Below are 20271 nucleotides of genomic sequence, written 5' to 3'. Positions count from 1 at the left end.
GAATTATAACCTAAGATTTTAAGAGTTGCATAAATTCAGATCTGGTTTTAGGGTCTTTTTTAAAGAGGCCTTTTAGAACGCTTGTTTTAATGATCGCATTTTGCTTTTGCACCCCTTGCATGCTCATGCACAAATGCTTGGCTTCACAAACCACAATCACGCCCCTTGGCTCTATGATTTCATCAAAGGTTTCGGCAATTTGAGTGGTCAGCCTTTCTTGGATTTGCAAGCGTCTGCTATAAATTTCAATGAGTTTAGCGATCGCGCTAATGCCTACAATCTTTTCTTTAGGGATGTATCCTAAACTGATATTCCCCCAAAAAGGGAGCAAGTGGTGTTCGCAAGTGGAGTAAAATTCAATGTTTTGAGCCACTATCATTTCATCGCAAACGCCTTGAAAATACGCGCTTTTTAAAGCCACTTTAGGATCTTCTTTATAGCCTTTATACAAGAATTTCCATAATTCTTGAACCCTTTTAGGTGTCTCTTTCAAGCCTTCTCTGTTTTTATCTTCGCCGATATTTTCAAAAAACTGGTTGAAAAAATTTTCCATTTAAATGACACGCCTTGATAAAGATTGGATACGATTTTTAATGCTAGGGTGGGTGCTAAACATTTCAGTGCTAAAAAGATAAGCCGCCGATCGGGTGCTATTTGTATCTGTGTCTTTATAATCGTTTTCTTTGTAATCGTTAGAAATTTTTTGTAAGGCTCTAATCATGGGCTTATTGTCATGCATTAAAAACGCCGCCCCGCTATCGGCCATGTATTCTCGTGTGCGACTCAAATACATTTGCAAAAGGAGCGTTAAAAAAGGCAAAATGATCTGTAAAACTAATAAAATCATTCGGGCTAAATTCGCCCCGCTATTCTTGCGATTCCCCATGAAAAAATACACGCTAAAATTAGCCACCAACAGCATGATATTGCTTAAAATCCCCACACACATGGTCAAGCGAATGTCATTGTGCCTGATGTGGCTGAGCTCATGAGCGATCACGGCTTTTAATTCATCTCTATCCAACCTCTCTATTAAAGCGCTTGTAAGAGCGATAAGGGAGTTAGATTCATTCCACCCGCTCGCAAAAGCGTTCATGTAAGGGGCTTTAATGATATAAAGCTTAGGCTCAAAATGAAGCTTAGCCTCTTCTAAAAGCTCTAACAAAAGGCGATGGATTTGATTTTCTTTAGAGCTTAAAACCTTGCTTGAATCAATAAGCTTGTATTCATCACCGCTTAACATGATAGAGCTAAAATTTTGGATACAAACAACAATAATAATAAAAGCCACTAAAAACATAATGATGGTGATCGTAGGAAAAATTTGAAAAGTCATGAGTTTAAAAAGAGCTGTTCCTAAATCATTAGCATTAATTCTAATAACATCCACCAACAACCCAATAAAAGCAAAAATCACGCAATAAGTCGCTAAAACCGCGTTCGTTTTGAGTCTATTTTGCGCGATAATTTTTTCAAAATTCGTCATTATTTTCTCCTTTCTCATGCTTGATTTCTTTGAGCAACGCGCTCGCATAACTCCCTTTAGGCAAGTAAAATCCCAATTCAAATTGCGCTTTTTCTTTCACATATTGAGAAGTTATATTTTCTGCAAACACCCAAAAAAACCGCCTAGAGCCTAGCGTTTTAGCATGGCTACTTAAAAGATTATGCTGGAATTCTTTTTCAATTTCTAAACTCAAATTTTTTGCATAAAGAGCTTTTTTGCCGTCTAGTAACCCCGTAGGCGCAGCTTCTTTTTTCAAAAACCTTTCGCTCTCTTTTTCTAATTCTAAAGCGTCAAAAAACTTCCCATAAGGGTAATGGCACATCACATCGCCTTCTAAGATTTTAAAGGGATGGGCTTGGTTTTTGAGGGCTTTTAGGGTGTCTGGATTAATATTTAAATTTTTTTGTTTAAAAAATTTTAAATTTTCTTTGACACTAAAAGCGCTAATGATTTTACTGATTTCTAATCGTTTGCTTAAAAGCGCGTTAAACAAATAACTTTGATAGCTTGAAATTAAAAAAGCGTTTAATTTTTGGTGGGCGAATTTCGTTTGATTTTGCAAGATTTTTAAACCCTCTTGGTGGTTGTCATTGAACTTCCCAAAGCGTTGCGGGCCAAAATAATTAGGCATGCCAAACTGCGCGATTTGTTCTAAAACCTGTTCAGTCTTTTGAGCGTTTAAGGGGGTCATTTTTTTAAAACGCATAAAAAAGCGATTCCCTTTCAAATGCCCTAATTTGATCTTATTATGGTGGTAATTCAAAGACAAGATTTTAAGGTTTCTTTCTTGTAAATTATGCGTATTTTTTTCTAATAAAGGGGCGTATTTTTTAGGGAGTGAGATGAATTGAGTCGTCAGCGCGTTTTTATCTTTCAAGCCCGCATAACCCAATTCGGCGATTCTTACTCCTAGAATTTGAGAAAAAATTTGAAGCATTTCTAAAGTGCTTAAACCGCTTTTTCTCACTTGGATAACGGCATGTTCGCCTGTGTTGCTAAATTCATACAAAGGCACTTCATGCACGCAAAAATCCCTAGTGCTAGGATTGAAATGAAAATCAATGCTCGCATGGTTATAAGCATGCAATAGGGGCATAAAATTTAAATTCATGCTTTGATCCTTGAATTAAACGCCCTTGAGAGCGAAACTGAGTCAATGTTTTCAAAATTCACTCCAGTAGGCACGCCTTGAGCGATTTTAGTGAAAGTGAGCTGGAAATGCTGTAATTTATCTTCAATATAAAGCATTAGAGAATCATTAGCCAAAGTGGGAGGGAAAGCAAAAATGATTTCTTTAATGTTTTCTTCAATCAGGCGTTTTTCTAGGGCGTTAAAATCCACTTCTTCTATAGAATTTAACACATAATAGCGCCCTAAAAAATCCTTTAAATCTTCTAAAATAAACACATCTCTTGGGTGTAAAACCATGCAAAGCTGAGAATTTTGTCTGCTCTCATCAGAGCAAATCTCACAAACCTCACTCTCACTGAGCGCGTTACAAGATGAACATGTTTTAAGGTTTTCTAGGGCGTTCTCTAAAGCGTGCGTGATCCTAAGTGCCAGATAGGGGTTTTCTAAACCCAAATGATACGCCATTTTAAAGGCGGATTTTTTACCCACATTGGGGATTTTTTCTAAACAATCCACTAAATTTAAAAAGTGATTCAAGCTGTTTTTATAAGTATTCATTTTGTTAGTATATCAAACTTAACTTGACTTGAAAGCCACTAAAAGGGCTTTTATGGTTTTTTAAAAGAGGGTTTGATATGAAAGGCGCTAATAAAGCGTTTAAATAAAAGCGCTATAATGCGTTATCTCAAATTAAAGGAATACTATGCCGTTTATCAATATCAAACTTGTGCCAGAAAATGGAGGGCCAACAAACGAGCAAAAACAGCAATTGATTGAAGGGGTTTCAGATTTGATGGTTAAGGTGTTAAACAAAAATAAGGCTTCTGTTGTGGTCATTATAGATGAGGTGGATTCTAATAATTATGGTCTTGGGGGCGAGAGCGTCCATCATTTGAGGCAAAAAAACTAAATTTGGTTTTTAAAACTCAAAGGTTGCGATAACATTTAAGGGGTGCTTATTTTCTAACCCCCTAAAAACTATAAACATAACTCACATTAAACACCACAAGGCGTTTGAAAAAGAGAGAAGTGTTTAACCCTTTGCCATGCGTTTCATAAAAGGAATTCACCGCTAAAGGGATTTTTAAGCCCATTTCAAAGCCGTTATGCCTGTCCACATTCACACGAACCCCAAAATTCAAAGGGATTTGGAAAAAACTCGTGTGCATTTTAGCTTGATAGCCCGTCAAGTAATGGTTGATAAAATCCGTTTCACTCACCCACATGCTCAAACCACTCCCTACCCACGAACTCCCCGCTAAAGCAAAGCCCGCATAAAAACCCACGCTAGAATGTTTTTGTGAATTATCAATGAAATTATACAGATAGTCTATTCCAAGCCCATAGAGGTGGTTATTCATTTTGCCCAAACCATCAAAGCCATTACCCACAAAACCAAAATTAGTATAACCATAGTCATAGAACAAGTAATAGCGAAACCCTTGATTTTTTTTCTTGGTAAAGAAATGCTTATAACCCACATTCAAAGTTACCCCATACATGTTTGAAATGTTTTTAGAATAAGAGTTAGGATCAAGCGCGTTTAGGGAATTTGAAATTTGAGCGGTTTGAGAAGATAAAGAAGAAAGCATGCGGTTTTGGGATTGATTGAATTGCAATTCTAAATTTTTTAAGTTTTCTTCAAATTCCAAAGGGTTAGTGGTGGGTTCTCGTATTTTTTCTAACGCTTGGACTAATTGGGGGTTAGATGCAGCGCCACCACTAAGCATCACGATTTTTTCAATATTTTCAAAGCTGGATTGGAGGTAGTATTTCTCAGCTTGCATTTCAGTAGGGGTTAATTGAGAATGGTTTTTCAAATTGTTGTTGATGTATGCAAAGGTGTTAGGCATGTTGGTGATTTCATTTTTGACTTGATTGAGTTTAGAAATTTTATTTTGAGCGTTAGAAATGGTTTGGATGCGTTCTTGATTCAAAAAAGGGTTATTGTGTTGGATGGCATGACTGATAGAATATTCAAACCCCACGCTCGCATACGCTCCATTTTCTTCAGCGATGCAAAAAGATAAAAATAAAGGCAAAGATAAAAAAGAAAATAAGGTTTTTTGCATGGGTTGATCCTACTATGAATTGGGCTTGTTAAAAACGGGTTTAATGATACCATTAAAAAGCATAGCGCATACCAATATTTCCGGTAATATTAATATCTTTATAATCAAGCCCAAACCTAGCCCCTATGCCGGCATTCACATAAAAGGTTTTGAATAACCTTAGCTCCCCGCCTGTGATAATACTAGCAAAAGTGTTGTATCTGCCGCCATCTCTATAGCTTAGGGTGTTATTACCGATGAAGCGCACCATTTTATCCCCCATAGAATTGATGAATAAATCCCTGCCCACATCCGCAATCACAAAATAATAAGAGTTTTTGTTGAAATAATGCCGACTTTCTAGGGCAAAATTAATCGTTAGAACGGATTTTTTATTAGGGTCAGCATTGGCTCTGAATTGGTTGTAAATAGGATCATCCATAATACCCCTTAAACCAGACAAACCAATGTAATAATAGGCTAATCCTATTTGAGGTTTAAAAATAACGCTTTTATTTTTAAACATGAAATCATAGCCGTAATTGATTTTAGCGTCAGTCGTCCAGGTGTCGTATTTGTAAGACTGGTTGATGATTGAAAGTAGGGAGTCATAAGAGTTGATGAAAGTCTTATTGTATCCCCAAGTCTCATTCAAGCTCATCGTTAATTCGCTTCTTTTGATAAACGCTCGGCTATAAACACCCATATTGACATTGCTAGAGCCTGATTGAGTGATGTTTGCATGAAACCCGCTATACCCATAAGCGGCATAACCCCCCACAATCACGCCCTTAATAAACCTGTCATACCCTATATTGATACCATATAAAGTCCCAGTGCCTCCATTAATAAAACTAGCCCCTCCAACTCCTGTCGCCCACACATTATTTTTAACTCTGTTTCTTTGAGAGTATTTTAAAATCACATCCATAGCGTTAGGGATCGCATCAGCGAATCGCTTGTTTTTAAGGGCTTCTAAACGCTCATGGAAATCAGCGCTAGCAAAGGTTGAAGTGTCAGAGAGTTTGGCTAAACGGCTCATTTGTTGCGTGTAGGTGTTGATCTGTAAAATATTAGTGGCGTCATTTTTAAAATTAGGGTTAGCGATGACTTCTAAAGTGTTAGCAATGTCTCCAGCGATCGTGGTTAAATCTTTTGTGGAATGGCTTTCTAAATAATAGGGAGCGAATAAAGGACTTCCCTTAGTTTCAAAGATTTTATTGAGCCAATTAATCGCTTGAGTGCCTCCAGCTTGCTCAATGCTATCCACGCCTTGAGTGCCCTGAATTTGAGCGATATATTGTTTTAAAGTGGGGGCTTGTAGGTTATTGATAGGATCATTAGAAACAGCGATTTTCACTTTATTATAAAGAATGGAAGTGTAAATGTATTGATTTTGAGAATCCTTAAAGCCTACAATTAAACCGCCATCTTTAATATTCACGGCTTGGTCGTTATAAGTTAAGCCGTTATCAGTCATCACCATGTGTTTGCCATTAATGTTAATGAGCGTGTAAAGCTTAAGGTAATTATCTAGGCTACTGCCTCCTGTGATTTGGTCGTTATACCCGTAATAAATGGCCTTAGCGCTATCAATGAGCGTGTAAGCGCCTGTTTCTTTTGAAGAAGTGTTGAATTGGATTAAGGGGTTATTGTTATTAGCCATAATCGTCGCTGTGCCTTGAGCGTTGATAATGGCATGGCTAACTGAATGGCTGAGGTTAAACACCAAATCGCCATAGCTATTAAAATTCCCCATGACATTCAAACCACTAGCGTTAGTGCTTAAAGTCGCTTGTTGGTTTAAGGTGAAATTACCATTAATGTTAGCTGTAGAGTTAGAGGCGTTGTTAAAAGCGTTAGTGATCGTTAAATTATTGGCTTGCAAAGTCGCGTTTTCATTAAGATTGAGCGTGCCTATAACGCTATTATTTTTTACTTGAGACAAATCAATAGCCCCATTAGAAGCGATTGTGCCTAAGAAAGTGAAGTTGTTAGCGCGCACGCTTAAAGATTCATTAGTGGGGATTACGCTAGAATTTGTAGAAGAGCTGTTTTTTGTTGTGGGGCAATTGGCTAAATTGACGCAAATTTCCCCTTTTTGAACGCTCACATTATTCAAACCCGCATTAAGGCTTAAGCCATTAGTAGCGTTTAGGGTTGTGATATTGATATTAGAAACACCATTAGAAGCAAAAATCAATGTGCCTTGATACTTGCTAAAATCAATCGTATTATCGCCATTAAAAATAATAGACTTGTTGGCGACAAAATTCAAACTGCCCCCTGTAGCGTTGCTAAAAGAGCTATTATTGACAAAAACATAGCCATTGCTTAAAAAGTTAAAATACCCTTTTTGCCAAAAATCATGCAAGCCTCTAGGCGATAAAAGAGCGCCTAAATCGTTTTCTTTGAGTGCGTTTTGTAAAGAGGGTGGCAACACGCTCCCCAAACCTTGATTATAAACGCCGCTTAACCCGCCTTGAGAAATAATATTATTAATGATATTGCTCACTAAACCTTGACTTTCTAGCTTTTTAACAACATCTTGTCCTAAAAACTCGTTCAACAAGTCGTTCGCCACCACACCAATGTCTTTTTGCAAGCTTGTAGGGGGATTAGTAATATCTTTTAAAATCACGCTTAAAATAGAGCTTAATTCAGAAGCGTCTATATACCCACCGATAAAATTCAAAAGCCCTTTATCGTCTAGCATGCTTTTTAAAGACTGCTTAGCAAGGTAGTTTTCTATGATTGATGGGGTAACAAAATTACCAAAAATGCTTAGTTTTTTACTGATAATATTTTGGATTGCATTCATGACTCCACTATTATTCAATAAATTATCTAAATTATTTTGACCCATAAGTTGGCCTAAGGTTTCATTTTGCAAGCTAGTGGGCAATTCCTTACTCAAAGGGCTTAGAGCGTTTTCTATAAAGTTTCCTAAACCGCCGGCTTGCTTGATTTTTTCCATAGCCACTTGACTGAGAACATTCGCTAAATTCCCTTGATTAAAGATTTTATCAATCCCTTCTTGACCCAAAAGATTAAAGATATTGTCTGTGGCTTGAGCTTCTATGTTAGCTTTATCCAACACTAAGTTATTAGCGCTTTGAAAGGTTACATCCGCGCTCCCTCCGCTTTCAAAGGCGTTACCGCTTCCAAGCGTTCCAGTGATATAAATGCTTTTAGCTTTAAAATCAGCGTTGATGTAGCCTAAATAGGGGGAAGTTGAGCCTAATAATTGCCCCAAGTAAGTGTTTCTAAAAGAAGAACAAGTGGCGCTATCTAGCGCACAAGGACTGCTATAGCCATTGCCCCCAAACCATATAGAGCTAGTAGAGTTTGTAACATTATCTTGAGTAGCGCCTATGACCAAATTCCCGTTACTAAAGGTTTGATTGATGTTGTCAGTCAAATGGTTGATGGTTTCTAGGAGCGCTTGTTTTTGCGCTGGGGTGATCTTGATCTCATCTAAGAGTTGCAACACTTCATTGATGCTAGTGATATTATCTAATTGATTGGATTCAATCATTTCTTTTAAGGTAGCGGAATTTTGAGAAAGAATCCCTAAAAGCGTTTTTAAATTCCCACTAGAAAAACCCTTATTGTAGATATTTAAACTATTCAAAGGCTGGTTAAACGGGCTATAAGTGCCTGGGGTTTGAGGCGTTTGAGAGCCTTTAGGGGTGAAGAGACCTTTAATGTTGCTTGTCAAGTAATAAGTGCCTGCTTGGTTATCGCTATAATCATAGCTATAACCGGTAGGATTTTGCTTAGAAGCTTGGTAATTATAAAGCTCAGGAGCGATATTAAAAATAGTGTTAGAAGCTGAGTTAGGGTTATTTAAAACTTCTATGGTTAAATCCCCATTTTTAATGCTCTCTTGAATGATTTGAGAAGAATTGAGAGGGTTTATAAACGACCAAGTTTGAATGTTATTGTTGCCGCTATAGGTAGCGTTTTGGATTTTCATGCCATAAAAAAGGATTTTTTCATAGCCATTAGCCCCACTAATGCCAGTAATGCCTTTTTGAGCGTTTAGGATGTTGTAAGTTACAGATTTTGTAATGTTGTCAAAAATATTGATGTCAGATAAATTAATATCCCCATTATTCCCTAAAACAAACTGCCCGCTAACGCTCATTAAAGCCTTAGATAAAGAGGGCGCATAACCATTAAAATTTAACGCCCCATTAGCCGTAAGGTTATTAAAACCCAATGAGCTTGTGCTGTCAAAATTAAAGCTTGCTGCATCAATAGTCGTGTTGCCTCCAAAATTAGCCTGGCTTGCGCCTTGAAAATTGATATTAGCGTTTAAAGAGCTTGTGTCACTAGCCGATAAAACGCTATCGTCTAAATTGATAATGGTGTTGTTTGAAAAACTAGCGCTAGAAGCGTTGAGCTTGCTATTAGCGTTAAGACTGAGTATCCCGCCATTAAAAAAGAGGCTGTTAAAGGTTGCTTGACTCCCGTTATAAATATTGAGACTCGCTTGATTGTTAAGAACGCTTGATCCATTGGCATTCAAAACGCTTTGATTGTCTAAGCTTAAATTAGAATTATTATCAAGCGTTAAAGAATTTTTAAAAGTGGCTTGACTTTTATTGCCAAGCGTGATATTGGCGTTGTTTTGCAAGGTTGTATCGCCATTAAAGTTCAGCAAACTTTGAGAGCTGAGCGTAAAACTCGTGTTGCCCAAAAGCTGTGTGGTAGCGTTAAAATTGCTTGTCCCCCTAGAATACAAGACATTAAAAACCGCTTGCGTGTTATTGAAAATAAGGTTATTAGCCCACAAATTATAAACCGCTCCCCCATTCAAACGAGAATTGTTAAAGCTTAAAGAATTAGCGGCATTAGCGCTGATCACGCTTGATCCTCCAGGGTTTGTAAAGCCGCTAAACGAAGCGTTAGAAAACGAAATATTCTTAGCGCTAAAACTGAATTTCCCCCAAGTCATATCGCTAAAGCTGGAATTAGTCACGCTGATATTGTTTGTAGCGTCAAAAGCGGCATAGGAATGCTGACTAGCCCCCGTTTGAATCATTTTAGTAACGGTTTCAGCGTCATTATAATTCAAGCCATCCATAGTGATATTATCGCTTGCTTTAAAGGTGATGTTCGCTCCCCCACCATCTGAGCCTGAAACGCCTTCACCGGTTTTAAAATTATTGGTCAAGTAAATATTAGCCGCATTAAAAGTCCCCGTGATATAGCCAAAGCCTCCATGCCCTATCCAAATCAACCCATTATCATTCACGCTCTCTGTGTTATTCCCTATGATCAAAGTGCCATTTTGGATATTCACGCCAAAACTTCTTCCTAACAAATTGGCTGTATAAGTGTTGAGCGTGTTGCCGCTTTGACCGCTCTGTCCTGAAAGATTGGGATCAATATAATAAATGCCTTGTTTTGAGTAAGTTTGATTTTGAAGCCAATAAACCCCACTCCACACATTCGTTGTGGGTAAATTTTGAGTAGGGGGTGTGGGCGGAACTTTATTAGGGGGAGTGTTTGGCGCTGTGTGCTTTGTGGGTGTAGGGCTTGGTGTAGGGCTTGTAGGCTTAGCGTTAGCTATCGCTTGTTTTAACCACTCTTGTTCAGTGTTAAAAGTCTTTTCTTCGCCTTGTAAGGTTTGTTCATCTTGTTGTTCTTTATCTTGTGCTTGATTGAAAGCTTGTTGGTTAAAGCCTGTTGGAGCGTTGGCTAATTGTTTGACATTAGCTAAATCTTTTTCTAACGCTTGTTTGTCTTGAGCGATTTGTTGGCTAGTGTTTTCTAAACTTTGAGCGTCTTTTTTGATAGTGGTGTTTTGATTGTTGGTGTAGCCTGTATCAGCGCTTGCGATCTTATTATCACTAGTAGCGTTATTTAAAGCGGTTTGGGAGTTACTCAAGTCTTGTTGGTAGGTTGCTTGGGCTTTGGCTTGTAAATCGTCCCCTAAAAATTGGGTGGCAATGGACTGATTGTTAAAGGTTTCTTGTAAGGTTTCATCTTGCCCGTTAATGTCAAAGGTTACATCATAAGTGTTACTACCCACTTCAACATGGCCAATAGCTTTATCGCCCTTATAGTTGATCAAATCCCACAAATAGCTTTGATAAACCCCATACTGAATGGTCCCATTTGTAGTGAGAATGTCATAGGTTTGGTTGTTATTAAGGGTTTGATTGAGGTTAAAAATCGCATCAGAACCAAAGGACACGCTGCCTTTAAGGCTAGCAAAAGGCGAACTTGAATTTAAAGTGTTAGCGCCTGAAAAACTCACCTGGCTGGTATTAAAACTATAAGTCCCTTGATTGAAGGTGTCGTTATTGAAGCTGGCGTTGTCAGTAAAGTTATAAGTGCCTTGATTGAAATTGCTGTTTTCAAAAACAGATTGAGCGCTATTAAAGTTATAAGTCCCTTGATTGAAAGTGCTGTTATTGAAGTTTAAGTTAGCGCTGTTAGTGAATTTGTAAGTCCCTTGATTGAAGTTTGTTTGATTAAAAGAGAGATTGCTGTTAGCCCCATTCCCGCTGAAACTAAAGCCCCCATTGGTGTCGTCTGTAAAGATAGAAGCGCTCACATTGATGTTAGAACCGCTGAAATTCATGTAAGAGTGCTGTGTTCCTGCATCGCTATTATCAAAGCTGGCTTGATTGATAGTGATATGGTTAGCCGCATTAAAATTGAGAGTGGCCCCACCGCCAGTAGAAAATGAGTTGCCGGTTGTGATACGGCTAGAATCAAAATTAATCGTTTGAGCGTCATAAGTGCCTGTGATATACCCTACATTACCCCCATTAACACCTGTGCCTCCAAAGCGGATATTCCCTCCCACATCAAGCGTGCCATTATTGAATTTTTGCGTGAAACTAGCCCCACCAGGGCTATAAGTGGTAAGGGTGTTCAAATAGTAAGTTCCAGAGCCTTGAGCGCTATTAAAAAGACAATAAGAGTTGTGCGTGGGGGAATTAGAACCGCTTTCAATATTGTCATGATAACTCCAAGACGACCATGACCAATAACGGCACTCGCTAGCCCTTAGGTGGGATAATCCCCCCAACGCTCCTATCAATAAAACCGAAGCTTTTAAAAAAGATTTGCTTTTATTAAAGGGCTTTTTAATGGATTTTGTTTTTTTATGGCTTAAGGGCTTTTCACGCTTCAAGATTAGATTCAATTTGAAAATTTTCTTTGAGATCTTATTTAATTTAAAAGATCCCTTTGAAATAAACTTAGAAATCAATCCAGCCTTTTCAAACGCCATTTAAACTCCGATCGTTTTTGTAAATCCCACACTATACAACTTGATGTTAAACAAACTCAAAAAGATTCGCAAAATGACTTAATAATGATACATAAATTGCACCATATCCACCAAACGATGAGAATACCCCCATTCGTTATCATACCACCCCATGATTTTGACCATATTCTCCAGCGTGAAAGTCAAATCAGGCGCGATTATGACGCTGCTAGGGTTAGAAATGAAATCAGAACTCACCCTTTCTTTTAAATCTATCTCTAACACGCCTTTAAAACCCCCTTTGGAAGCTTCAACCAATAAATCATTGATGGGATCTTTGAAGGCCTTTTTTTCTAAAAACAAACTCAAATCTATCATGGACACATCAAGGCTAGGCACCCTCACGCTATGCCCATGCATTTTGTTTTTGAGGTTGGGTAAAACTTTATGCAAGGCCAGAGCGGCTTTAGTGGTGGTGGGGATAATGTTGCTTGCAGCCGCTCTTGAGCGTCGTTTGTTTAAAGGGTGGGCCAAATCAATGAGTTTTTGATCGCTTGTGTAGCTATGAATGGTCGTTAGCATGCCCTCTTTAATGCCAAAAGCTTTATCTAAAATCGCGCAAATGGGCGCAATAGCGTTAGTTGTGCAAGAGGCGTTAGAAACAATAGCCTGGTTTTGATAGAGAGAATGATTGACCCCATACACCAAAGTAGGGTATTGTTTTTCATCGTATTCGCCCATAAAGGGAGCGGATAACAGCACCTTTTTAGCCCCAAGCAAAAGATAATTTTCTAGCGTTTTAGGCTCTAAAAACTTCCCTGAACACTCTATGATAACATCCACGCCCCTCAAGTCTTTGATGCTATTAAAAACAGGGATTTCTAACGAGCCGATAATAAGCTTATGATTAGAGTAACGCACCTCTTTATTGAGCAGCCCATGCGTGCTGTCATGCTCTAAAAGATAAGCGAGAATTTCCCAATTAGCAGGGTCATTGATACCTATCACTTCTAAGTTGGGGTTTGTATCGCTACGCTCTAAAATCGCTCTTAAAACGCATCTCCCAATGCGGCCAAATCCATTGATAAAAATTTTCATCGTAACTATTATCCTATTTTCAGACTTCAATTTCAATTTTAGGGGGTTTTGTTTGGTATTTTACTACATTTTGCGCTATTATATTGAACCTAGCTGTAGGGTTAATTAAATTATTTATTGAGTTGAAATTCAAGGAGTAAAACATGGCATTGTATGACAGAGCTAATTCTCATAATGCGTATGCAGAAAATTCTTTATTGCATGAAAGCGAGCTGGTGGGTTTTGTTAAAACGACTTACAAGTTCTTTGCAGGCAGTTTGTTACTAGCGACTATCGGAGCGTTATTAGGTTTGATGAACTTTCAAGCCGTAGTGCAGTATAAATGGGTGTTTTTTATCGCTGAAATTGCGGCGTTGTTTGGTTTGATGTTTTCTAAATCCAAACCCGGATTGAATCTATTCATGCTGTTTGCCTTCACTTCATTATCAGGGGTTACTTTGGTGCCTTTGTTGGGTATGGTGATCGCAAAAGCTGGTTTAGGAGCGATTTGGCAAGCTTTGGGCATGACGACTATTGTCTTTGGTTTGATGAGCGTGTATGCCCTTAAAACTAAAAACGACTTAGCGAATATGGGTAAAATGCTCTTTATCGCTTTGATTGTGGTGTTGGTGTGTTCGCTCATTAACTTGTTTTTGGGTAGCCCCATGTTCCAGGTTGTCATTGCGGGAGCGAGTGCGATATTATTTAGTCTTTACATCGCTTATGACACCCAAAACATCGTTAAGGGCATGTATGATAGCCCCATTGATGCGGCGGTGAGCTTGTATTTAGACTTTTTGAATGTCTTTATTTCTATCTTGCAAATCATTGGTATTTTTTCAGACAGAGATAAATAGTTTGAAAAAATAGGGGGGGGAAGCCACGCAAAAACCTAATAAAAAATATTCTAAAATATTGATAACGCTTGATATTCTTTCTTTAAGGATTAGTTATGCCTAAACGCACCGATATTTCCAACATCCTACTGATAGGCTCAGGCCCTATTGTGATTGGGCAAGCTTGCGAGTTTGACTACTCAGGGACTCAAAGTTGTAAAACCTTAAAATCTTTAGGTTATAGAGTGATCTTAATCAATTCTAACCCGGCCACCGTGATGACTGACCCTGAATTTTCTCATCAAACTTATATCCAACCTATCACCTCAGAAAATATCGCTGCTATCATTGAAAAAGAAAAGATTGACGCTATTTTACCCACAATGGGCGGGCAAACCGCTTTGAATGCGGTCATGCAAATGCACCAAAAGGGCATGTTAGAAGGCGTGGAGCTTTTAGGGGCTAAGATTGAAGCGATTAAAAAAGGCGAAGACAGGCAGGCTTTCAAAGAAGCGATGTTAAAAATCGGGATGGATTTGCCTAAAGGGCGTTACGCTTATAGCGAGTTAGAAGCCCTAGAAGCCATTAATGAAATTGGCTTTCCAGCCATTATTAGAGCGAGTTTCACTCTGGCTGGTGGGGGGAGTGGGGTTGCTTACAATATTGAAGAGTTTCAAGAATTGGCTAAAAACGCCCTGGACGCTTCGCCCATTAATGAAATTTTGATTGAAGAGTCCTTATTGGGGTGGAAAGAATATGAAATGGAAGTCATACGAGACAGCAAGGACAATTGCATCATTGTGTGCTGTATTGAAAATATTGACCCCATGGGCGTTCATACCGGCGATAGCATCACCATCGCTCCAAGCCTAACCTTAACCGATAAAGAATACCAACGCATGCGCGATGCGAGCTTTGCGATTTTAAGAGAAATTGGCGTGGATACGGGCGGGAGCAATGTGCAGTTTGCTATCCACCCAGAGACTTTAAGAATGGTCGTGATTGAAATGAACCCACGAGTGAGCCGCAGCTCCGCATTAGCTTCAAAAGCGACCGGGTTTCCCATTGCAAAAGTGGCTACTATGCTTGCGGTGGGTTTTAGTTTAGATGAAATCCAAAACGATATTACCAACACCCCAGCGAGTTTTGAACCTAGTTTAGATTATATCGTGGTGAAAATCCCTCGCTTTGCGTTTGAAAAATTTGCCGGTGTTTCTAGCACTTTAGGGACTTCTATGAAAAGCATTGGCGAAGTGATGGCGATAGGGGGGAATTTCTTAGAAGCCTTACAAAAAGCGTTATGCTCTTTGGAAAACAATTGGCTAGGGTTTGAATCGTTAAGCAAAGATTTAGAAATGATAAAAAAGGAAATCCGCCGGCCGAATTTCAAGCGCTTGCTCTATATCGCTGATGCGTTCAGGCTTGGCGTTTGTGTTGATGAAGTTTTTGAATTATGCCAGATTGACAGGTGGTTTTTATCTCAAATCCAAAAGCTAGTCAAAGCAGAAGAAAGCATCAATTCTAGCGTTTTAACGGACGCTAAAAAATTAAGAGGGCTTAAAAATTTAGGCTTTAGCGATGCCAGGATTGCCGCTAAAATCAAAGAAAATGAAAATTTAGAGGTGAGTCCTTTTGAAGTGGAATTAGCCAGATCTAATTTGCAAATCGCACCCCATTTTGAAGAGGTGGATACTTGCGCGGCGGAGTTTTTATCGCTCACGCCTTATTTGTATTCCACCTATGCCCCTAACCCTTTACCTCCTATTGAAAACAAACAAGAAAAACAAGAAAAGAAAATCCTAATCATAGGCTCTGGGCCTAACCGCATCGGTCAAGGCATTGAATTTGATTATTGTTGCGTGCATGCGAGCTTTGCTTTAAAAGATTTAAACATCAAAAGCGTCATGCTCAATTGCAACCCAGAAACTGTGAGCACGGATTATGATACCAGCGACACGCTCTATTTTGAACCCATTCATTTTGAATGCGTGAAGAGCATCATTCAAAGAGAGCGCGTGGATGGCATTATCGTGCATTTTGGGGGACAAACCCCTTTAAAACTCGCTAAAGATCTGGCTAAAATGCAAGCCCCCATTATTGGCACGCCTTTTAAGGTGATTGATATTGCAGAAGACAGGGAAAAATTTTCCCTCTTTTTAAAAGAGCTTGACATCAAGCAGCCTGAAAATGGCATGGCTAAGAGCGTTGATGAAGCCTATAGCATCGCTAATGTGATTGGTTTCCCTATTATTGTGCGCCCTAGTTATGTGCTAGGCGGCCAACACATGCAAATTTTGGAAAATATTGAAGAACTGCACCATTATTTAGAAAGCGTTACGCATGCTTTAGAGATTAGCCCTAAAAATCCACTCCTCATTGATAAGTTTTTAGAAAAAGCGGTGGAATTAGATGTGGATGCTATTTGTGATAAAAAAGAGGTCTATATTGCCGGCATTTTACAGCATATTGAAGAAGCCGGGATCCATTCAGGCGATTCGGCGTGCTTTATCCCTTCCACTTTAAGCCCTAAAATTTTAGATGAAATTGAGCGAGTGAGCGCAAAAATCGCTCTGCATTTAGGCGTAGTAGGGCTATTGAATATCCAATTTGCTGTGCATCACAATTCGCTCTATTTGATTGAAGTCAATCCCCGAGCCAGCCGAACCGTGCCTTTTTTAAGCAAGGCTTTAGGCGTTCCTTTAGCCAAAGTTGCGACTAGGGTTATGGTGTTAGAAGATTTGAAAGAAGCCTTGAAGTTCTATGATAAAAAAAATATCGTGGGATATTCTAAAGGCGTTTATAAGCCTAAAATGCCCCATTTTGTGGCTTTAAAAGAAGCGGTTTTCCCCTTTAATAAACTTTATGGATCGGATTTGATTTTAGGGCCTGAGATGAAAAGCACCGGCGAAGTGATGGGGATTGCTAGATCTTTAGGGCTGGCTTTTTTCAAGGCTCAAACGGCTTGCTTTAACCCCATTAAAAACAAGGGGCTTATTTTTGTTTCTATTAAAGATAAGGATAAAGAAGAAGCGTGCGTTTTAATGAAGCGCTTGGTTCAGTTAGGCTTTGAATTGTGCGCTACAGAAGGCACGCATAAAGCTTTGGAAAAAGCCGGGGTGGAGTCTTTGAAAGTGCTTAAAATCTCCGAAGGCCGCCCCAATGTCATGGATTTAATGATGAATGGGGAAATCAGCATGGCTATCAACACCAGCGATCACAAATCTCAAGATGACGCCAAACTCATTCGCGCTTCTGTGCTTAAAAACCATGTGAGTTATTTCACGACTTTAAGCGCGATAGAAGTTTTGATTTTAGCGTTAGAAGAAAGCTCTAAAGAAGACGAGTTGTTAGCCTTACAAGATTATTTAGTTTGATGGCGTTAGTGTATCTGGCTCAAAGCGATACCACGATAGGACTGCTTTCTAAAGACAGAGAAAAGCTCAACGCCTTAAAAAATCGCCCTAAAAATCAAAGCGTTTTAATAGAAAGCGCTGATTTTACCACCTTAAAAAGCCTGGTGCGTGCGCCCAACGCTTTTAAAAACCTCATCAGAAGAAGCGCTAAAACCACTTTTATTTATCCTAACTCTAAGGCCGTTCGTGTGGTTAGGGGCAGGCATGGGGATTTTTTAAAGCGTTTTAAAACGCTCTATAGCACCTCAGCCAATCTCACCCAATGCGCTTATGATAAAGAGATCGCTTCCAAGCTCGCTGATGTGATTGTGAGCGATGAAAGGGGTTTGTTTGAAAACTCTAGCTCTAAAATATTCAGGCTCTATAAAGATAAAAAAGTGAGAGTGAGGTAGAAAAGACCTTTCGCATTCTGCGCGTTTGAAATGGGTTTTTGTGGGATTTTTCTAAAAGTTTATCATTTGTTTATCAAAAACGGCTAGCTCTTTTAAGGTGGTTGTAATATTTTTTTGAATACAATAACACCTTTATTTTTTAATAAAAATTATTATTATAAGTAGGATTTTAAGAATGAATGACAAGCGTTTTAGGAAATATTGGAGTTTTTCTCTTTTTTTATCCTTATTAGGAATGTTTGAATTGGAGGCTAAAGAAGAAGAAAAAGAAGAAAGAAAGACAGAAAGAAAAAAGGATAAAAAAAAGAACGCCCAACACACTCTAGGCAAAGTTACCACTCAAGCGGCTAAAATCTTTAATTACAACAACCAGACAACCATTTCAAGTAAGGAATTAGAAAGAAGGCAAGCCAACCAAATCAGCGACATGTTTAGAAGAAACCCTAATATCAATGTGGGTGGTGGCGCGGTTATAGCGCAAAAAATTTATGTGCGCGGTATTGAAGACAGATTGGCTAGGGTTACGGTGGATGGCGCGGCGCAAATGGGTGCAAGCTATGGGCATCAAGGCAATACGATTATTGACCCTGGAATGCTCAAAAGCGTGGTGGTTACTAAGGGAGCGGCTCAAGCGAGCGCGGGGCCTATGGCTTTGATTGGCGCGATTAAAATGGAAACTAGAAGTGCCAGCGATTTTATCCCTAAGGGTAAAGACTACGCCATGAGTGGGGCTGTTACTTTTTTAACCAACTTTGGGGATCGAGAAACCGTGATGGGCGCTTATCGTAACAATCATTTTGATATGCTCTTATATTACACGCATCAAAATATTTTTTACTATCGTGATGGGGATAATGCCACAAAGGATCTCTTTAGACCTAAAGCGGACAATAAAGTTACAGGAAGTCCTAGCGAGCAAAATAATGTGATGGCTAAGATCAATGGTTATTTGAGTGGAAGGGATACCTTGAACCTCAGTTATAACATGACCAGAGATAACGCTAATCGCCCTTTAAGAGCGAACTTTACAGGCACTTTTTTACCCTATTCTTGCGGTGATTTTAACGCTTTCCCTAACGAGAAAAACCCTAGCGATTGTTTGTTTGAAAATGACGCTAGTTTGTTTAAAACTTATAGCGTCAATTTGGTGCATAATGTGAGTTTGAACTATGAAAGAGAAGGGGGGAGTCGTTTTGGTGATCCTAAATTAAAAATCAATGGTTATACAAGTATTAGGAATGTCCAAATTGATCCACTTTTTAGGCCTAACGATATAGCAACTATCATTCCTTTCACCCCAAACCCAAAACTTGGCGGAGAAAATGAATGCGTGGCGCAAGGGGGTATTTATGACGCTGTTAAGCAAACTTGCTCCATCACTTTTAAAAGCCTTGGAGGGGGTTCTGTGGTGGCTAATAAAAATTTATTCATCATCAATTCCGGGTTTAATGCGAATGTGATCCACACCATAGACCATAAGAATGACAATCTTTTTGAATACGGGTTGAATTACCAAAATTTAACCACTTTTGATAAAGCGATCCCTAATAGCGAATTAGTCAAACCCGGCGATGCCCCTGACGCATGCTTAAGGGTTACAGGCCCCAATGATCCCAACATAAATGGGCGTTGCCAAAGGAATGGCGCTACTGCGAATGTGGTTGGGGTGTATGCGCAAGCGAATTACACCTTGCACCCTATGGTAACTTTAGGGGCAGGGACTCGTTATGATGTCTATACTTTAGTGGATAAAGATTGGCAGTTGCACATAACCCAAGGGTTTAGCCCTAGCGCGGCTTTAAATGTCTCGCCTTTAGAAAATTTGAATTTCAGGCTTTCTTACGCGTATGTAACCAGAGGCCCTATGCCTGGAGGTTTGGTGTGGATGCGTCAAGATAATTTGCACTATAACCGTAATTTAAAGCCAGAAATCGGGCAAAATGCGGAATTTAACACCGAATACAGCAGTAAGTATTTTGATTTCAGGGCTGCAGGTTTTGTCCAACTGATTTCTAATTACATCAACCAATTTTCTTCAACGCTTTTTGTAACCAACTTGCCCGCAAAAGATATTATTTATGTGCCTGGTTATGAAGTTTCAGGGACAGCTAAATACAAGGGCTTTTCTTTAGGCTTGAGTGTGGCAAGATCATGGCCTTCTTTAAAAGGGCGCTTGATCGCTGATGTGTATGAATTGGCTGCCACAACAGGCAATGTGTTTATTTTAACGGCAAGCTATACAATCCCACGCACCGGTCTTAGCATCACTTGGCTTTCACGATTCGTTACGGATTTGAGTTATTGCTCTTATAGCCCTTATCGCAACGGCCCCACAGATATTGACAGACGGCCTAGCAATTGCCCCAAAACGCCCGGGATTTTTCATGTGCATAAGCCCGGTTATGGGGTGAGCAGTTTTTTTGTAACCTACAAACCCACCTATAAGAAGCTTAAAGGCTTGAGTTTGAATGCGGTGTTTAACAATGTTTTTAACCAACAATATATTGATCAAGCAAGCCCGGTGATGAGCCCTGATGAACCCAATCAAGACAAATACGCAAGAGGCATGGCAGAGCCTGGATTTAACGCTAGGTTTGAAATTTCTTATAAGTTTTAATAATGGATCTAAA

At 39.1% G+C, this 20271-nt stretch carries 12 protein-coding genes; 5 read left to right on the top strand and 7 right to left on the bottom strand.

The genetic code is table 11. The annotated features are described in order from the left end of the window. Positions 1-10: 10 nt before the first annotated feature. The 4 genes from folE to recR are packed head-to-tail and all read right to left on the bottom strand — an operon-like array spanning position 11 to position 3196. Positions 11-553: a GTP cyclohydrolase I FolE gene (folE, locus tag P6280_RS06225; RefSeq protein ID WP_029568317.1), complete on the bottom strand. Its 543-nt coding sequence runs from the start codon at positions 551-553 to the stop codon at positions 11-13. Continuing rightward, positions 554-1504 carry a zinc metalloprotease HtpX gene (gene htpX, locus P6280_RS06220; protein WP_283237297.1) on the bottom strand — a complete coding sequence of 317 codons (951 nt, stop codon included), beginning with the start codon at positions 1502-1504 and terminating at the stop codon, positions 554-556. It lies immediately after the preceding gene. Then, positions 1473-2618, bottom strand: a complete 1146-nt coding sequence (truD, locus tag P6280_RS06215; RefSeq protein WP_283237296.1) for a tRNA pseudouridine(13) synthase TruD — start codon at positions 2616-2618, stop codon at positions 1473-1475. Before truD ends, htpX begins: the two co-directional genes overlap by 32 nt. Next, positions 2615-3196: a recombination mediator RecR gene (gene recR, locus P6280_RS06210; protein ID WP_283237295.1), complete on the bottom strand. Its 582-nt coding sequence runs from the start codon at positions 3194-3196 to the stop codon at positions 2615-2617. Before recR ends, truD begins: the two co-directional genes overlap by 4 nt. 145 nt (positions 3197-3341) lie before the next feature. On the opposite strand from recR, the gene P6280_RS06205 reads away from it, so the two are divergent. Continuing rightward, positions 3342-3548: a 2-hydroxymuconate tautomerase family protein gene (locus tag P6280_RS06205; protein WP_001115888.1), complete on the top strand. Its 207-nt coding sequence runs from the start codon at positions 3342-3344 to the stop codon at positions 3546-3548. A gap of 61 nt (positions 3549-3609) precedes the next feature. Here the strand turns inward: P6280_RS06205 and hopJ are convergent, their stop codons facing one another. The 3 genes from hopJ to gap form a co-directional block, all read right to left on the bottom strand. Further along, positions 3610-4710 (bottom strand): Hop family outer membrane protein HopJ/HopK, encoded by a 1101-nt coding sequence (gene hopJ, locus P6280_RS06200; protein ID WP_283237294.1) that lies wholly within the window; start codon positions 4708-4710, stop codon positions 3610-3612. Positions 4711-4762: 52 nt separating this feature from the next. Continuing rightward, positions 4763-11944 (bottom strand): vacuolating cytotoxin domain-containing protein, encoded by a 7182-nt coding sequence (locus P6280_RS06195; RefSeq protein ID WP_283237293.1) that lies wholly within the window; start codon positions 11942-11944, stop codon positions 4763-4765. A 78-nt stretch (positions 11945-12022) separates the two neighbouring features. Then, positions 12023-13021: a type I glyceraldehyde-3-phosphate dehydrogenase gene (gap, locus tag P6280_RS06190; protein WP_283237292.1), complete on the bottom strand. Its 999-nt coding sequence runs from the start codon at positions 13019-13021 to the stop codon at positions 12023-12025. A 143-nt stretch (positions 13022-13164) separates the two neighbouring features. On the opposite strand from gap, the gene P6280_RS06185 reads away from it, so the two are divergent. The 4 genes from P6280_RS06185 (at position 13165) to P6280_RS06170 (ending at position 20258) form a co-directional block, all read left to right on the top strand. After that, complete coding sequence (locus P6280_RS06185; protein ID WP_001240252.1) at positions 13165-13857, top strand: Bax inhibitor-1/YccA family protein; 693 nt, start codon at positions 13165-13167, stop codon at positions 13855-13857. A gap of 95 nt (positions 13858-13952) precedes the next feature. Beyond that, positions 13953-17210 carry a carbamoyl-phosphate synthase large subunit gene (gene carB / locus P6280_RS06180; protein ID WP_283237291.1) on the top strand — a complete coding sequence of 1086 codons (3258 nt, stop codon included), beginning with the start codon at positions 13953-13955 and terminating at the stop codon, positions 17208-17210. Further along, positions 17210-17641 carry an L-threonylcarbamoyladenylate synthase gene (locus P6280_RS06175; protein WP_283237290.1) on the top strand — a complete coding sequence of 144 codons (432 nt, stop codon included), beginning with the start codon at positions 17210-17212 and terminating at the stop codon, positions 17639-17641. Before carB ends, P6280_RS06175 begins: the two co-directional genes overlap by 1 nt. A gap of 175 nt (positions 17642-17816) precedes the next feature. Further along, positions 17817-20258 carry a TonB-dependent receptor domain-containing protein gene (locus tag P6280_RS06170; protein WP_283237289.1) on the top strand — a complete coding sequence of 814 codons (2442 nt, stop codon included), beginning with the start codon at positions 17817-17819 and terminating at the stop codon, positions 20256-20258. Positions 20259-20271 lie beyond the last annotated feature (13 nt).

Source organism: Helicobacter sp. 219-2 (assembly GCF_030053225.1).
GTDB lineage: Bacteria > Campylobacterota > Campylobacteria > Campylobacterales > Helicobacteraceae > Helicobacter > Helicobacter pylori_C.
Note: the sequence above shows the minus strand (reverse complement) of the source record. Positions and strands in the feature narration are given on the sequence as shown.

Excerpts from the sequence above, each read along its gene's own strand:
- folE (WP_029568317.1), bottom strand. The coding sequence starts at position 553 with ATGGAAAATTTTTTCAACCAGTTTTTTGAAAATATCGGCGAAGATAAA.
- truD (WP_283237296.1), bottom strand. The coding sequence starts at position 2,618 with ATGAATTTAAATTTTATGCCCCTATTGCATGCTTATAACCATGCGAGC.
- hopJ (WP_283237294.1), bottom strand. The coding sequence starts at position 4,710 with ATGCAAAAAACCTTATTTTCTTTTTTATCTTTGCCTTTATTTTTATCT.
- htpX (WP_283237297.1), bottom strand. The coding sequence starts at position 1,504 with ATGAGAAAGGAGAAAATAATGACGAATTTTGAAAAAATTATCGCGCAA.
- P6280_RS06170 (WP_283237289.1), top strand. The coding sequence starts at position 17,817 with ATGAATGACAAGCGTTTTAGGAAATATTGGAGTTTTTCTCTTTTTTTA.
- gap (WP_283237292.1), bottom strand. The coding sequence starts at position 13,021 with ATGAAAATTTTTATCAATGGATTTGGCCGCATTGGGAGATGCGTTTTA.
- recR (WP_283237295.1), bottom strand. The coding sequence starts at position 3,196 with ATGAATACTTATAAAAACAGCTTGAATCACTTTTTAAATTTAGTGGAT.
- P6280_RS06185 (WP_001240252.1), top strand. The coding sequence starts at position 13,165 with ATGGCATTGTATGACAGAGCTAATTCTCATAATGCGTATGCAGAAAAT.
- carB (WP_283237291.1), top strand. The coding sequence starts at position 13,953 with ATGCCTAAACGCACCGATATTTCCAACATCCTACTGATAGGCTCAGGC.
- P6280_RS06205 (WP_001115888.1), top strand. The coding sequence starts at position 3,342 with ATGCCGTTTATCAATATCAAACTTGTGCCAGAAAATGGAGGGCCAACA.
- P6280_RS06195 (WP_283237293.1), bottom strand. The coding sequence starts at position 11,944 with ATGGCGTTTGAAAAGGCTGGATTGATTTCTAAGTTTATTTCAAAGGGA.
- P6280_RS06175 (WP_283237290.1), top strand. The coding sequence starts at position 17,210 with ATGGCGTTAGTGTATCTGGCTCAAAGCGATACCACGATAGGACTGCTT.